The organism is Kistimonas asteriae, from assembly GCF_018263925.1.
Taxonomy (GTDB): domain Bacteria; phylum Pseudomonadota; class Gammaproteobacteria; order Pseudomonadales; family Endozoicomonadaceae; genus Kistimonas; species Kistimonas asteriae.
Map to the genome: position 1 here is coordinate 139,339 of NZ_JAEVHF010000006.1, position 15,785 is coordinate 155,123.

Here is a 15,785-nt window from a genome sequence, read left to right on the forward strand (position 1 = left end):
TGTAGCCGTACCCAACAGATGCAATAACTGCTGCAACCGTTAACCGGTACCGTGCATACCGTTCAGCGACCCAGAAGCCTGTAGCCAAAGGAGGCGGGCATTGCCGACCATTGACAGTCTTGCCCATCGTCTCAAAGCCTATCTGAACACTGATCAGATCAATCTGGTCAAACGTGCCTATTATTACGCGGAACAGGCCCACGATGGTCAAAAGCGCCGTTCCGGTGAACCTTATGTCACCCATCCGCTGGAAGTGGCCGGCATTCTGGCTGACATGCACATGGATCATCAGAGCCTCATGGCCGCCATGCTGCACGATGTCATTGAAGACACAGGCATAGGAAAAGACGCCATTCGCGATCAGTTCGGCGATGTAGTCGCCGAGATCGTCGACGGTGTCAGCAAACTGACCCACATGCAGTTTGAAGACAAGACACTGGCGCAAGCGGAAAACTTCCAGAAAATGGCACTCGCCATGGCCCGGGACATCCGCGTTATCCTCGTTAAGCTGGCAGACCGCCTGCACAACATGCGCACCCTGGGTGTTCTTCGACCTGAAAAGCGTCGCCGCATCGCCAAGGAAACCCTCGATATCTACGCGCCGATCTCGCAGCGCCTCGGCATGCATCAGATGCGTATTGAGTTCGAGGACCTCGGCTTCGCCGCCATGCACCCCATGCGCTCCAACATGCTTACCCATGCGGTACGCAACGCGCGGGGAAATCGCTCTGAAATTGTCACGAAAGTCGTAGACTCAATAACAAACAGACTCGAAAAACAGGGATTGAATGGCCGTGTCATGGGCCGGGAAAAGCACCTGTACAGCATCTACAAAAAGATGAAAGTACAGCGCAAATCCTTCAGCGAGATCATGGATGTCTTCGGTATCCGCATTATCGTGGACAGTATCGACAGCTGTTATCGCTGCCTGGGACTGGTTCACAACCTGTTCAAACCGATCCCGGGCCGGTTCAAAGACTACATCGCTATCCCCAAAGCCAATGGTTACCAGTCGCTCCATACCACACTGTTTGGATTGCACGGCATTCCGGTCGAAGTGCAGATCCGCACGCAGGAAATGGAAGACATGGCCAACAACGGCATTGCGGCGCACTGGCTCTACAAATCCGGTGATGAGGCGCTGCTGGGCTCCCGCGACCGTACCCGTGTATGGCTACAGAATCTGTTGGAGCTGCAGCAGAAAGCCGGTGACTCCCTGGAATTCATCGAAAACGTCAAGGTCGACCTGTTCCCGGATGACACCTATGTGTTCTCTCCACAAGGTGACATCCTCGAACTTCCCCGGGGCGCAACCCCTGTCGATTTTGCTTATGCCGTCCACACAGATATTGGCAGCAGCTGTGTAGCCTGCCGGATCGACCGCAAACTGGCCTCACTGAGTCAGCCCCTGGATAGCGGTCAGACCGTCGAGATCATCACGGCTCCAGGCGCGCGGCCCAATGCGGCCTGGCTGAACTTTGTTACCACCAGTAAGGCACGCTCCAACATCCGCCACTACCTGAAAAACCAGAAACGGACGGAGTCCATCGCCCTGGGTCGCCGCCTGCTCAGCAAGGTGCTTACCCCCATGGGTATACGGCTTGAGGAACTGGAAAAAGCTGATATTAGCCGTACCCTGAAACATACCGGCTTCGACAAACTGGATGACCTGCTGGAAGACATTGGTCTGGGCAACCGTATGGCCTATCTGGTTGCTCGCCATCTGGCTGATACCCACGAATCCATGGCGCATCAAATGGATCTCTCCAACCCGGAGAAACCCCTGACGATCCGCGGGACAGAAGGCATGGTGATCAGCTTTGCCAAGTGCTGCCATCCTATTCCTGGCGACCCGGTCGTTGGCCATGTCAGCTCCGGACGGGGGCTGGTCATTCATACAGAGTCCTGCCGGAATATCACTGAAATTCGCCATAATCCGGAAAAAGTACTGGAAGTGGACTGGGACAAGAATGTCCACGGCGAATTCTATGTGGATCTGGAAGTGGCCTTCGAACAGCTGCAGGGCATGATTGCCTCGCTTGCCACCACGGTGACAGCCGCTGAAGCCAGCATTGAGAAGATCAGTGTCGAGGAAAAAGACGCCCGCCTGAGCCAGGCGCAGCTGCTGATCAAGGTGAAAGACCGGGTACACCTGGCCCTGGTGATCAAGCGACTACGCACGATTCGTGGGGTTACTTCCATCTCGCGCCGTCGAGAGACGTAATCTCCCTCATTGACGATTTGTCTCCAACTAAATGGTCACTCTCCGGAACCTTCGCGGTTCCGGGCGCTCCAATACAGTAATAACTGACTGAGAGGAGAGTGACATGAACATGGATTCAATGGATCGGCTTACTGCGGCGGTCATCGACTGCTTTATCCTGAACAATGGGTTTGCCTTGCCTACAGAAGGCGGCTGGCAGACACTCCAGCTGACCCCGCAAACCTCTCTCTACAGTATTGATATGCCCGATTTCCTGGACGCCGACGGTCTGTACCGGCACTGGCAAATCCTGAAAGAGCGTGAGCAGCAGCACAACACCTGACACTCGCAGGTTATAACGTGCTTCACGCTTTCCTTTGGCGATATTACCGCAACGCCCGGGATGACCAACCTCACAAACTGACCTAGGCTGTCTCCAGCGCCTTTATGCCGTTGGAGAATGATCATGAAAACCATTATCCATTCCCTGCTGATTGCAGGGGCTATCTGCCTGTCCAGCATCACCTTTGCCGACTACACGGGCCCTGGTGCCAGCGGAGAACCAACCAGTGTCGCCGCCATCAACAAAACGCCCAAAGATGATATGTATGTGGTTCTGGAAGGAAAGTTGCTGAAAAAAAAGAAACACGAAACCTATATCTTCAGTGACGGCACCGGAGAGATTCCCGTCGAAATTGATGACCGGCTGATGCCGGCACAAAACATCAACGAAAACAGTGTGGTGGAAATTCGAGGTGAAGTGGATGCTGGTGTTATGGAAACCCCGGAAATTGATGTGAAGGAAATCCGTGTCATTAAACCATGACAAACACTACCCACTGTGACGGTTGAATAGCAAAGGGACTTGCCTCAATCCCTCCACAGACTGAAAGCAACCTGACAACCGCCAGCATGCTCTATTGCCTTCGAACAAGCGAGTACCCGAACTCACTTAATAGCGCCACTTTCTGCCATCACAACGTGTCTTCTCGTGTCCCATAATACTCAACCAACCAATAGGCGATTCAACCTCTCCGTAGTCAAAGCACACATACTTATCTCTGTCTGCGCCAGCAGGCTCGACCGTTCGCGCGCCTACTTCATACCAACACTCCGGGCCACTGCCAAAAAGCGCACATTTATCAGTTAGCAGATAGGCTTTGACAATAATTTCTTTTACTGGATTTTCAACACCTTTGGAAGATGACTGATTCAGAATACGTTCCTCATTCCAGTATTGTATGCGCTCATCCTTTGTACTGACGCCATCTCGAAAATGCGTAATAAAAACAATTTTTCCGTATCGTTTACCAACATTTAACACATTAATATTGGTCACCTTCCAATCTAATGGTTCTTCAGGAAGCGAGGGGGGCGCAACCGGCGGCAATACTGGTGGATTAGGCAATATCGGCGGATTCACCGGTGGTTTGGGCTGTGGAATAACCGTGGGATTTGGGGGCGGCGATACAGGAGGAGCCACTACAATCGTCACAGGATCAGGCGCAGGAGGCATTGGTTGTGCCGGAGGGATATCAACAGGATGCTTCACACACGCATCACCGCATTCATGCCAATCCATTTGATGGTTAATCAATTGACCATAAAGCGTGAAAATCTTTTGTATAGAACTCTCGGGGAAAGCTTCTCGCTTGAAATAAACATTAATGCGATATTGGTCAGAACTATCCAGCTGTGTGTCTGCCCGCTCTACATACTTCAGGTCACTGTATGTTCGATTAATCAGCGGAGGAAAGGTTCTATTCGAGATGATGTGCGCATCAACGCTCTGTCTGATCTCATAAGCAAGACGGGCCGCCTCTTCGATCTTGGCCTTGTCTGAAAATCCCTTATAAGTGAACGAGGCATAGAGAATGATAATGGCCAAAATCAATACCACGAACATGACCTCAATCAGGCTATAGCCTTGGACCGTATTTTTATTCAGTTTCACTAGCGCCTTGCCTCTTCCGTGGAACACGCGCAATCAGCTCTTCCTATCACTCCCTAAGTTAAGCAGTTGCCCACTCAACCACACATCCGATTGAGAATCGGTAGAAATCGATTCAAGCCGGCTTGAGTAGAGCAACCCCATGCTTCCTCCAACTTTGGTATAGTCTTTCTACGAACAAGAAACAGCGACCAGTGAACCAGGATTCTACTTATGAGCAACAAGCAGATTATCCACACCGACAAAGCGCCCGCTGCCATCGGCACTTACTCCCAGGCCGTCAAGGTGGGCACAACAGTCTACCTGTCCGGTCAGATCCCACTGGTGCCGGAAACCATGGAGGTGGTTGAAGGGGATTTCACAACCCAAACCCATCAGGTATTCCGCAACCTGCAGGCCGTTGCCGAAGCCGCCGGCGGCAACCTGCAGGATGCCGCCAAGATCACCATCTATCTGACAGACCTTGGCAACTTCCAGCTGGTCAACGAAGTCATGGCACAGTACTTCGAACAACCTTATCCGGCACGGGCCGCCGTCGGCGTCAAAGAATTACCCAAAGGGGTTCCCGTGGAAGTGGAAGCCATTCTGGAACTCAACTGAGTTCCAACAGCGCTCGATAACCGTCCCTGAAGGATGGATAAAGGAAGCGATAACCCGCTTCCTTTATCCGGGCATTGGAACAACGCTTGCAGCCACGGGCAGGGACATCATCTCCAGGTTTCACTGTGATCCCCAGTTGCTTCCCCAGCCAGTCAGTCACTTCATACATAGGTGCCGGATCATCATCAATGCCCAGGTACAATGTTTCCACATCGTCTCCCTGGCGATCCTTTTCAATTAAATAGTGCAGCATCCCGGCGCAGTCATCCGCATGAATACGGTTGCCATAAACAACCGGTGTCTTGGGATATCCCTGTCCGCTTTTTACGCGCCGTAAAAGATAATCTCGTCCAGGACCATAAATCCCGCCAAAACGAATACTGGTAGCGGGAGCAGCAGCCTGCTGAAGCAGCGCTTCAGCCTCCAGCATGACCTGTCCCGAAAAAGATGTCGGTGATGTGTCTGACGTCTCATCGACCCATTCACCCTTATTCTGGTGATAAACCGCCGTACTGGAGGTAAAGAAAATACGCTTGGGCAATGCCTTTATCGAAGCGGCTTTAGCCAGAACATGTCGTAAACCCTGCAGATAAACCGCGCGGTAAACGGACTCATCACGGCTGCCTGCCGCGGCGCAATACACCAGGTAATCCACCGTGTCCGGCCACTCACCCAGATGAATGTCACCGGCTGTCAAATCACCTGCCACCCCCTTAACACCTGCTGGCAGCAGATCAGGGTTACGACGAAGCCCCCAGACGTCAAACTGACCGGTTGCCAGAAGGCGCTCTGCCAGGCGACTTCCCACATCACCACAACCCGCGATGAAAACCCTTATCTTTTCTGCCATTGCACTGTTGCCAAAGTCGTTTACCATGGCAGGACATTGTAATAGAAATTTTCAATGGGCTGCAGCCGGCCCCGTAGCAATACTGTTTATTTTTACAGTACAATAGCGACCATGACACTGACAGAACTTCGATACATCGTAGCCCTCGCCCAGGAGCGGCATTTTGGCAAAGCCGCCGAGCGCTGCTTTGTCAGTCAACCGACGCTCAGTGTTGGCGTAAAAAAACTGGAAGATGAACTGGGCATTGCTATCTTTGAGCGCAGCAAAACGGCGGTTCGCGTTACACCGCTGGGTGAAAAGGTCATCGAACAGGCACAGAAGGTGCTCGAAGAAACCAGCGCTATCAAGGAAATCGCCAGCATGGGCAAGGATCAATTGTCCAGCCCGCTGCGTGTCGGTGCCATTTACACGATCGGCCCTTACCTGTTCCCACACCTGATTCCTCAACTGACAAAAACGGCGCCAACAATGCCGCTGTATATTGAGGAAAATTTCACCGCGGTCTTACGACAGAAACTGCGCATGGGTGAACTGGATGCCATTATCATTGCCCTGCCGTTTACAGAACCGGACGTCGTGACCAAACCCCTTTACGATGAGCCGTTTACCGTACTGATGCCCGGCAGTCATCCTTGGGCAAAGCAAAAAACCATCGATCCTCTCAGCCTTCAGGTAGAGGATGTGCTGATGCTGGGTGAAGGCCACTGTTTCCGTGATCAGGTGCTGGCCGCCTGTCCTGCGCTGACCAATAAGAAAGATAATACCCAGAACAATAATGGCCATATGGATATCGAAGCCAGTTCGCTGGAAACGATCCGCCACATGGTCGCATCGGGGATGGGTATCACGGTCCTGCCGATGTCCGCTGCCGATGACCGACACTATGCTGAAGGATTGCTGACCACCCGCCCCTTCAAGTCGCCTGCACCATCAAGAACGGTGGCGCTTGCCTGGCGAGCCAGCTTCCCGCGCACCAAAGCCATCGACGTGCTGGAACAAGCCATCCGCCTATGTTCCACCCAGCCCATTAAAGGCAAACCTGTTAAAAGGTAGTCCCGGCCATGGCGGATAAACTGCATGAAATCCCGGTCACCAGTCTGAAAGGCGTAGGCGCAGCGCTGGCAGACAAACTCGCAAAGATCGGGATTCATACCCTGCAGGATCTGCTCTTTCATCTGCCTCTGCGCTACCAGGATCGTACCCGGATCACACCGCTAGGCGCCCTGCAGTTTGGGATGGACGCGGTTATCCAGGGCACGGTTGTGGCCGCCGATATCGTCAATGGTCGTCGACGCAGCCTGCTCTGTCGGGTTCAGGATGGTACCGGCTCCATCAGCCTCCGGTTTTATCACTTCAGTGGAGCCCAGCGTAATACGATGAAACGGGGCGCCATCATACGTTGCTTTGGCGAACCCCGCCGGGGCGCCAGCGGCCTGGAGATGTACCATCCGGAATACCGCATTGTCTCTGACGATCAAACGACAAGCGTTGAAGATACCCTGACGCCTGTCTACCCCAGTACAGAAGGCCTGACCCAACAACGTTTGCGTGCACTCTGTACTCAGGCGCTGGGGTTTATGCGTCATGTAGATGCATTGCAGGAATGGCTTCCCACCACCCTGCTCAGCGCCTATCACCAGTGGCCCCTGGTTGAAGCCATACGCTACCTTCACAACCCACCGCCGGATGCTGACATAGAGACCATGCTGGAAGGACAGCATCCTGCCCAGCAACGCCTGGCCTTTGAAGAGCTGCTGGCCCATCACCTCAGCCTGCAGAAAATACGTCTCCGTATTCGTCGGCAAGAAGGGCATCCCATGCCTGCCCGGCAACGATTGACGACACAATTCCTTGAACAGTTGCCGTTCAAGCCGACCGGTGCGCAGCAACGTGTCGCAAAGGAGATCGGTCAGGATCTCAGCCAGTCTGCCCCCATGCTTCGCCTGGTTCAGGGGGATGTCGGCTCAGGCAAAACGGTTGTCGCTGCATTGGCCGCGTTGCAGGCTGTCGAGAATGATTTCCAGGCGGCCTTAATGGCGCCTACCGAAATCCTGGCGGAACAGCATTACACGAATTTCAGCCAATGGCTGCGACCATTGGGTATCACTGTCGCCTGGCTGACCGGTAAAACCAAAGGCAAAAAACGCGAACAGCAGCTGGAGTTGATCCGCACCGGTGAAGCGGCTGTCATTATTGGCACCCATGCCCTGTTCCAGGAAGACGTCACCTTTAACCGTCTTGGTCTGGCCATTATTGATGAGCAACACCGCTTTGGTGTCCATCAGCGGCTCGCCCTGAAAGAAAAAGGCCATGGCGCCACGCCACATCAATTGATCATGACAGCGACACCCATTCCGCGTACGCTGGCCATGAGCGTCTATTCAGACTTGGACTGTTCCGTCATTGATGAGCTTCCCCCCGGACGAACACCGGTCAACACGATTGTGATCAGCGATGACCGTCGCGACCAGATTATTGAGCGGGTTCGCAGCGCCTGTCTGGAAGGTCGCCAGGCCTACTGGGTCTGCACATTGATTGAAGAATCCGAAGCATTGCAATGCCAGGCGGCTGAAGTCACTGCGGAGCAACTACGAGAACTGTTACCTGAACTGTCCATCGGGTTGATCCATGGTCGTATGAAAGCGGCCGAAAAGGCTGAGGTCATGGAAGCATTCAAGGAAGGCCACCTACACCTTCTGATAGCCACGACGGTCATTGAGGTCGGCGTAGATGTTCCCAATGCCAGTTTGATGATTATCGAAAACCCAGAGCGCCTGGGACTTGCCCAGCTCCATCAGCTTCGCGGCCGGGTCGGACGAGGGAAAGTCGCCAGTCACTGCGTCCTGATGTACCACGGTCCGCTATCCCAGCAGGGAAAAGAGCGCCTGCAGGTCATGCGTGATTCCACAGACGGCTTTGTTATTGCTGAAAAGGACCTGGAATTACGCGGCCCCGGCGAAGTACTCGGCACCCGCCAGACCGGTATGATTGATTTCCGGGTCGCAGACCTACAGCGCGATGAACAGCTCCTCGACACCGTCAAACAAGCCGCCAGCCTGTTAATGGCTGAACACGCGGAAAGCATAGAACCCCTGATTCGCCGCTGGCTGCCACAGGGCGACCGTTACGCTGAAGCATGAAACTAGTCGCGCAATCTATTGTCCAAATAACTAACACCTTGGATTTATTGCAGACCGTGGGTAAACCAGCATGGAAGCGACGAGTGCTTACGACCAAAGTAGCAGGTTAATTGTAAAACCTTCAGATAAGAAGCCCGCTGAGAGTGGCTATTTTGCATGGCTTTCTAAACGCCAGGTTTCTGAAAAACATGGGTTAATGGAAACCTTTACTCAAAACATCCCGTGTTCCACTAATAGCAGGCCGATTGCAGATATGTTCTGTGCTCACCGCTATATTCCCAATGCGCTGAACAAGCCTATTTCATGGAGTGGAATAGGAGAGACCGCTCGCCGTTGGATGCCCAGTTCTCAAAAAACAGTCGTTATGCCTGAGCACCTTGCCGAGGAAATCAAGCAATACCAGAAAGAAGTACAAGCAGAAATGACCGATGATGGTGAATTTGTCTGGATTGATGAGCCCCCTGCGGGCATGAATAATTCAACAGAAAGTGTATTTCAATGCCATGATTGCAGAACATTACCGAGTATATATGCCACCGATAATGCACTACTGCAGTCACTCGGCCACGATCCGGAACACTGCCAAAGTATTATGGCACCGGTGACTATCGACGACATCAGCAGATTCCATATTCGCCAATCAAAACTACGCAGTAATTGCTATGTGCTTGCACCATTGGCTGCAATGCTCATTTCACCCATGGCTCAAAACCATATTCAGTCCATTATTTCTATTCAGACTCATACTCATCTGAATGATCAAAACAATAACGAAACCTACACAACAGCAACGGTTTTATTAAAAGATCATGAAACGCAAGAAACCGTTCCCGTGACAGTCACCTGTGATCCACTCGTGAGTGAACGTGGACACAATATCTATTCCAACAACCATCATGATTTATGGGTAACAATCATTGAAAAAGCCATACATGCTTACCTCATCGCAAAATGTAACCAGATCGAGACACGCCCTCCAAATCAAGATCCCAATACACGTGAACACGATATGTCTGACGATCCCGATGGCGTACTTCTTTCCCTACAATCACTGCAAGCAGATGCCTCACCCTACTCTGATACGGATGATTTAAAAGGCGACAAAAAAACGATATTCGACCATGGCGATGCCAACATTACCTATAAAGTCCTGCCCTATCACCCTGACACTAATAACAATCAATATCTGAAACCGTTAAAAGAGCTGGACGATGACCAAATAAAGAGTCTGCGCCGTCACATCAACGATCGAAAACCTGCCGTACTGGCCACCGATTTCTGCATCACCGGTGCACTCACAATGCCGGTGACAGGCCTTAAGCCAGGTCATATCTATGCCGTTCTGGGTGAAGGTCATGAAATGGTGGATGGGAAACCGGGACGAGCAGGCGTATTTATCTATGATCCTTATGGTGAACAACAAACAGAAATTCGAGACTTGAAAATTGATGGCAACAATCAGGTAACTGCCGACTTCAGCAAAGGGGCCATCTTGTTCGAACCCTATGACACACTTGCTCAACGATTTTATAAGGCCACTCTCTATTGACCAATAAAATGCATGAGGTAATACATCTAGAACGTTATTACCTCATTAATTTTCCATATTTTGATGTCACAGATACTGGCTAAATTGAGAGCGTGTCCGATTAGCGTATGCCACCAGAGAGAGCATCACCGGCACTTCAACCAGAACACCCACAACAGTTGCCAAAGCAGCCCCTGAACTCAAACCAAACAGACTGATCGCTACAGCTACCGCCAACTCAAAGAAATTGGATGCGCCAATCATCCCACCAGGTGCTGCAATGCAATGAGGCTGTTTCCACTTTCTCATCCAGACATAGGCAATGGCAAAAATCAGGTACGTCTGCAGCAACAGCGGAATCGCGATCATCACAATATCCAGCGGATTGCTGAGGATTTTTTCTGCCTGGAAACCAAACAGCAGTATTACTGTGCCTACTAACCCGACGATAGACAGCGGTTTCAGTTTCGCACCCAGCGTCTGCAGGGCTGACTCAGAGCGCATAACCTTACGCGTCAACCAACCGGCCAGCAGCGGGATAACAACAAACAGTGAAACGGACAGCAACAGTGTATCCCATGGCACAAAGACATCCGTCACGCCCAGAAGGAATGCGGCAATAGGTGCAAAAGCGATAATCATCACCAGATCATTCACAGCCACCTGTACCAGGGTATAGTTCGGATCGCCTTTGGTCATTTGACTCCAGACAAACACCATCGCCGTGCACGGCGCCACGCCCAGCAGGATCATACCAGCAATATATTGTTCACCCAGTTCTGCCGGAATCCAGGCAGAGAAAATGTGTCGCATGAACAGAACAGCCAATAACGCCATGGTGAAGGGTTTGATCAACCAGTTCACCGTCAGGGTAACCACCAACCCTTTAGGACGACGATGGACATTTTTCACCGAGGTAAAGTCCACCTGCATCATCATCGGGTAGATCATCAGCCAGATCAGCACAGCGATAGGAAAATTGATGCTGGCGTATTCCAGCTCGCCCAACCAGGCGAACTGCGCCTGAAAGATTAACCCACCCACAATACCGGCCAGCATGCCAAGGCCAACCCAGACACTCAGGTAACGCTCAAAAATACCCATATCATGTCTCCTATATGGACTGTTCGTGAATCTGTGCGAGAGCACTCAGCCATTCGCTGTCAGACAGGGCGTCCGGTAATGCGATTAATGCGCTGATCCGTTGCTCCAATTGCTGGAAAGTCTGTTCAAACGCAGCATTGACGGTTTTCTGGTCACCTGTCACCTCTGCCGGATCGGGTAATCCCCAGTGCACTTTCTGTGCTTTGCCGGGAAATATCGGGCAGGCCTCTGCCGCTGCGTTGTCACAGACTGTGATAACCAGATCAATGGGCGTTTCAGTAAATGACTCAAGTCCCTTACTACCAAGCCCGGAGGTGTCTACGTCATGCTGCTGTAAAACCGATAACGCACCAGAATTCACCTGACCGGCTGGTTGGCTGCCCGCACTGTAGCCAGTGAACCGCGTCCCACCGAGATGGTTAATTAATGCTTCACCGATGACACTACGGCAAGAGTTGCCTGTACATAAAACCAGAATATTCTTCATAACTTGAACCCTTTTTACGTTAATCGACGAATAACGATTAAAGAATGCTAAAAAATACCCGGAACATGGTCGGTCCAGGTACAGGGTCATCAGATTTACAGGTAATCAAGCAATGTCCGGAACTGCGCCACTGCTTCAGTGTTCAATGAAAAGCAGGTCCGCGGATGCTGCACTTCCGCATGGATAAAACCGGCTTCCCGCAAGATGCGCAAATGCTCAGACACCGTTGACTGAGCCAGCCCCAGCTGTTCCACGAGGTCACTGCCAAGACAGCTGTCACTGACTGTCAGAATCCGCAGCAGCCGGATCCTGGCAGGATGTGCCAAGGCCTTCGCGCAGGTGGCCAATGCCTGTTCCCGTGCTTCATCCACGGCAATATCGTTAAGGCTACTCAGACATTGTTGTGTCATGGCTATCAAACCCTTCATCGTCAATCGACGATGAAGGTATAAAACCCACGTTTGTCTGTCAATCGGTTTTCACCGCAGCAGACAACAACCCATCAAGCCGCTTTTTTGGGTTCGGCGCTTTTCGATTTTTTCTTTTTCCCGGGCTTCAGGTACTTGGTCAGTGACTGGAACCACATGACCAGCGCAGGGTTACCCTGGATAACGATATCCCTGTCCTGAATACCCTGCATGAAAGCGACCTGGGCATTCTTGGCTGTCAGCGCCTTGAGCCCTTTCTCGGCAGAGGTAAAGTTAATGGCAAACGCTGGGGAATCCACAGCCCCCCTGCGTGCACGGACACGCTCATCCTTCACAACGTAATGGCGGGCAACGCCATCATCACTGGTAATCTGAAATACCAGGTCTTTGTCTTCCAGCTTTTTCCGGAAATCCGGGTTAGTGCGGCTGGCGCGTGCCATTAACAAGCCCAGCGCCCAAAGCAGCAAGCGAAATTTCATTCTAAGACTCCCCCGTGGGTGTTTCCTGATTCAGCCGAGGCATTCTAGCGGGTGGCAACGATATGTACAGTGGCAGGGATGGTATGAGGGTCAACATCAAGGGTCAGTGACAAGACGACATACTGGCCGGCTTATGGCCGGCCAGATAACAGGAATCAGTCGTTTACCGCTTCCTTGAGTGCCTTACCGGGCTTGAAGCCAACAGTGGTGCTGGCCTTGATCTGGATCGGTTCACCGGTCTGGGGATTTTTGCCCATGCGAGCACCACGCTCACGGGATTCGAAAGAACCAAAGCCGATCAGGTTTACTGATTCCTTACGCTCAAGCGCCTTGGTAATTTCATCAAGGAGAACGTTCAGAGCATCAGTGGCTTTGTCTTTGGTGAGTTCAGTACGGTCAGCGATAGCATCAACAAGGTCTGGTTTGCGCATATTCTTCCCTCTCGACTCCTTGGAGTATTTTTTCTTCTTTTGGTTTTTCCATACCGGGCCAATTCCTGTACCCGGAGAGAAAGCTGCCTGACACCGTGTGTTGTGGTGCAGAACTCAACCTTAAAACAGTCCGCTACTGCAGGGCAATACCCTGAAGCCCTCTACTCTCTGGAAAAACTGTCAATTTATCGAAGCGTTGCCAGAAAAAACACAACAGATAGTCTGTCAGTGAAACCCGTGACTCGATATATGGGATTTTGATTTTTTCTTTACAAAATCAGCTTCATCTCAAAATCCTGTTTGCCGGTACCGCAATCCGGGCACAACCAGTCCTCCGGTACATCCTCCCAGCGGGTACCCGGCGCGATACCGTCTTCCGGCCATCCCTCGGCCTCATCGTAAATAAATCCACAGACAACGCATTGCCACTTTCGCCATCCTTCCTGTGGCGTGCTGCCGGTCTGCAAGCCCGGTGACATGACAAACCACGAATCAATGTATTACAGGCCACGGGCAAAAGGGGCGGTCAACGTGGCGGTATCGATGGTATGGGCATTGACTACGTAACCGGTAAGCGCACCAGACGCATCCTTGGGTACACTGACTTTATCCACATCAAGGGCATGCAACACGAACTCATACAGATGGACACTGCCTTGCGGTGGGCAGGGGCCACCATAGCCGTAAAAGCCATAGTCGTTTCGCATCTGTACGGCGCCTTTAGGCGCGACCTTTCTGTTAACGTCTCCCGCTCCTTCTTTTAACGCCGTCTCGCTGGCGGGAATATTGATCATTTGCCACTGCCAGAAACCACTGCCCGTTGGGGCATTCGGGTCATACATCATCAGCGCAAAACTTTTTGTACCCGGAGGCGCTCCCGTCCAGCTTATTGCAGGCGACACATTGCTGCCATTACAGCCAAAGCTGTTGTATTCCTGCTTCTTGGCCATCATGCGTAGCGGCGAAATATCCTGACTGCTAAGCTGAAATTTTTTTTCCTGGGGTGTCGATGCACAGGCCGGTAATGACAGCGCGACCGCACCTAACAGGAGACCTGTTAAACATTCCGTTCTCATGGTGATACTCATCAAGATGGGGGTATTACAGGGAAAGACCCCGTTGCCAGACAGGCCTTACAGGAATGGAAACAGCTGGCAACGAAGTACTGCCAAGATAAACGACATTTGCCAAAAGAAGATGGCACATAATCGCCATATGGCAAGTCGGCCGGTTAAGAAAAGGTCAACGCTAAATAACTGTCCTCAGCAACACTCCCGTCTCACGGCAGGAAAACGACAGGAGAACGTGCTGCCCTTACCTGGTTTACTGCTGACATCCAGCACGGCATTGTGACGCAGTAAGACATGCTTGACGATGGCCAGCCCCAGCCCCGTTCCACCGGTTTGTGAATGACGCCCCTTGTCCACCCGATAAAAACGCTCCGTCAACCTGGGCAGGTGCTGCGGGTCGATGCCGATGCCGTTATCCTTCACCTGAAGCGTGGCGCCATAACTGTTCTCCAGCCAGCGAACCTTGATATCTCCCCCTTCAGGGGTATATTTCACGGCGTTGTAGACCAGGTTAGAAAAGGCGCTGCGTAACTCATCCCGGTTTCCGGTCAAACAGGCACTGTCAGGACACTCAAGCTTTACACGGTGTTTGCCGTCACTGTATGCCATGGCGTCATTCACAACGGTACCCAGCAGTTCATGAACATTCACAGCGCCCTGATCAACCTGGTTGTCAGAGGTTTCAAGCCGTGAAAGGGTCAGCAGATCACTGATGATATTCTGCATCCGCTCAGCCTGGGTCAGCATCTGCGTCAGCGCGCGCTTCCAGACCGGGGGCGCTTTGTCCGGCATTAACGCCAGACCATCCTGCATGGTTTCCAGGTAACCCGTGATCACCGTCAGCGGTGTACGCAACTCATGGGATACGTTGGCAACGAAATCTTTCCGCATCACCTCAAGCTGATGCAACCGGGTGATATTACGCACAACCACCAGTCGGTTGTTCGTCCCGTAAAGCGTAATGGAGTATTGCAGACGGATGTTTTCAATCACCGGCGAAGGTAGCTCCAGCGGTTCGCCGTAGGATTTCTGCTCGAAATAGCGGATAAACCGAGGATCACGAATCAGGTTGGTAATATGTTGCCCTTGGTCGTCAGGGGAACGAAAACCCAGTAACTGTTCCGTAGCCGGGTTCCACCACTCAATGCAGCCATGGCTGTTGACCATGACAATTGCGTCACTGAGCGCACCGGTGGATGCCTGCACGCGGTCAATCACCGCCTGCAACCGTCGCCGGGATTTCTGCTGCCGACGCTGAAGGCGATAAATGTTATCGAAGATTGCGCCCCAGAGGCCGTGACTGCCAGGAGGCTCCTGCTCGGAAAACTCACTGGCTTCAAGCCAGTGACCAAGGCGAAACATCTGGATCAGGGTCCAGACCAAGTAGCCGGATATTCCCAGCAACAAACACAGGGTAACCTGGTCAGTGACCAGGCCCAGCAACAGGCAGGCACCCAGCAATAGCACCAGCCGCCGGACAACAGCAGACTGCCAGTTACGATTCACGTTGGATC

The 15,785-nt window shown here is 52.2% G+C and carries 17 protein-coding genes; 7 read left to right on the forward strand and 10 right to left on the reverse strand.

Going from position 1 to position 15,785, the window contains the following annotated elements; all coding sequences use genetic code 11:
* Window positions 1–100 precede the first annotated feature (100 nt).
* From spoT to KHS78_RS08915, 3 genes are all read left to right on the forward strand, one after another.
* Window positions 101–2,224 (forward strand): bifunctional GTP diphosphokinase/guanosine-3',5'-bis pyrophosphate 3'-pyrophosphohydrolase, encoded by a 2,124-nt coding sequence (gene spoT, locus KHS78_RS08905; RefSeq protein WP_211827426.1) that lies wholly within the window; start codon window positions 101–103, stop codon window positions 2,222–2,224.
* A gap of 103 nt (window positions 2,225–2,327) precedes the next feature.
* On the forward strand, window positions 2,328–2,546 hold the full coding sequence (locus tag KHS78_RS08910; protein ID WP_211827430.1) for a hypothetical protein: 219 nt from the start codon (window positions 2,328–2,330) through the stop codon (window positions 2,544–2,546).
* Between the two features lie 123 nt (window positions 2,547–2,669).
* Entirely contained in the window at window positions 2,670–3,029 is a 360-nt protein-coding gene (locus KHS78_RS08915) for a NirD/YgiW/YdeI family stress tolerance protein (RefSeq protein ID WP_211827435.1), read from the forward strand.
* A gap of 126 nt (window positions 3,030–3,155) precedes the next feature.
* Here KHS78_RS08915 and KHS78_RS08920 read toward each other — a convergent pair whose 3' ends face one another.
* A complete protein-coding gene (locus KHS78_RS08920) occupies window positions 3,156–4,157 on the reverse strand; it encodes a type II secretion system protein (RefSeq protein WP_211827437.1) in 1,002 nt (333 codons plus the stop codon).
* A gap of 210 nt (window positions 4,158–4,367) precedes the next feature.
* Between KHS78_RS08920 and KHS78_RS08925 the strand changes: the two genes are divergently transcribed.
* Window positions 4,368–4,754, forward strand: a complete 387-nt coding sequence (locus KHS78_RS08925; RefSeq protein WP_211827444.1) for a RidA family protein — start codon at window positions 4,368–4,370, stop codon at window positions 4,752–4,754.
* On the opposite strand, the gene KHS78_RS08930 is transcribed toward KHS78_RS08925, so the two are convergent.
* Window positions 4,747–5,604 (reverse strand): NAD-dependent epimerase/dehydratase family protein, encoded by an 858-nt coding sequence (locus tag KHS78_RS08930; RefSeq protein WP_211827446.1) that lies wholly within the window; start codon window positions 5,602–5,604, stop codon window positions 4,747–4,749. The two genes, KHS78_RS08925 and KHS78_RS08930, sit on opposite strands and share 8 nt — an antisense overlap.
* A gap of 111 nt (window positions 5,605–5,715) precedes the next feature.
* Here KHS78_RS08930 and KHS78_RS08935 point away from each other — a divergent pair, with 111 nt between their 5' ends.
* The 3 genes from KHS78_RS08935 (at window position 5,716) to KHS78_RS08945 (ending at window position 10,293) form a co-directional block, all read left to right on the forward strand.
* Entirely contained in the window at window positions 5,716–6,657 is a 942-nt protein-coding gene (locus KHS78_RS08935) for a hydrogen peroxide-inducible genes activator (protein WP_211827448.1), read from the forward strand.
* 8 nt (window positions 6,658–6,665) lie between these two features.
* On the forward strand, window positions 6,666–8,744 hold the full coding sequence (gene recG, locus KHS78_RS08940) for an ATP-dependent DNA helicase RecG (RefSeq protein WP_211827450.1): 2,079 nt from the start codon (window positions 6,666–6,668) through the stop codon (window positions 8,742–8,744).
* 70 nt (window positions 8,745–8,814) lie between these two features.
* Window positions 8,815–10,293 carry a calpain family cysteine peptidase gene (locus KHS78_RS08945; protein ID WP_211827452.1) on the forward strand — a complete coding sequence of 493 codons (1,479 nt, stop codon included), beginning with the start codon at window positions 8,815–8,817 and terminating at the stop codon, window positions 10,291–10,293.
* 66 nt (window positions 10,294–10,359) lie between these two features.
* Here the strand turns inward: KHS78_RS08945 and arsB are convergent, their stop codons facing one another.
* From arsB to phoR, 8 genes are all read right to left on the reverse strand, one after another.
* Window positions 10,360–11,376, reverse strand: a complete 1,017-nt coding sequence (gene arsB, locus KHS78_RS08950; RefSeq protein WP_211827453.1) for an ACR3 family arsenite efflux transporter — start codon at window positions 11,374–11,376, stop codon at window positions 10,360–10,362.
* 10 nt (window positions 11,377–11,386) lie between these two features.
* Window positions 11,387–11,863 carry an arsenate reductase ArsC gene (locus tag KHS78_RS08955; protein ID WP_211827455.1) on the reverse strand — a complete coding sequence of 159 codons (477 nt, stop codon included), beginning with the start codon at window positions 11,861–11,863 and terminating at the stop codon, window positions 11,387–11,389.
* Window positions 11,864–11,958: 95 nt separating this feature from the next.
* Window positions 11,959–12,273: an ArsR/SmtB family transcription factor gene (locus KHS78_RS08960; protein ID WP_211827456.1), complete on the reverse strand. Its 315-nt coding sequence runs from the start codon at window positions 12,271–12,273 to the stop codon at window positions 11,959–11,961.
* Between the two features lie 92 nt (window positions 12,274–12,365).
* Window positions 12,366–12,770, reverse strand: a complete 405-nt coding sequence (locus KHS78_RS08965) for an SCP2 sterol-binding domain-containing protein (RefSeq protein WP_211827458.1) — start codon at window positions 12,768–12,770, stop codon at window positions 12,366–12,368.
* 155 nt (window positions 12,771–12,925) lie between these two features.
* Entirely contained in the window at window positions 12,926–13,312 is a 387-nt protein-coding gene (locus KHS78_RS08970) for an HU family DNA-binding protein (RefSeq protein ID WP_281417030.1), read from the reverse strand.
* Window positions 13,313–13,470: 158 nt separating this feature from the next.
* On the reverse strand, window positions 13,471–13,680 hold the full coding sequence (locus KHS78_RS08975) for a rubredoxin (protein ID WP_211827462.1): 210 nt from the start codon (window positions 13,678–13,680) through the stop codon (window positions 13,471–13,473).
* A gap of 21 nt (window positions 13,681–13,701) precedes the next feature.
* Entirely contained in the window at window positions 13,702–14,277 is a 576-nt protein-coding gene (locus KHS78_RS08980; RefSeq protein WP_211827464.1) for a YbhB/YbcL family Raf kinase inhibitor-like protein, read from the reverse strand.
* 186 nt (window positions 14,278–14,463) lie between these two features.
* A complete protein-coding gene (gene phoR / locus KHS78_RS08985) occupies window positions 14,464–15,777 on the reverse strand; it encodes a phosphate regulon sensor histidine kinase PhoR (RefSeq protein WP_211827466.1) in 1,314 nt (437 codons plus the stop codon).
* Window positions 15,778–15,785 lie beyond the last annotated feature (8 nt).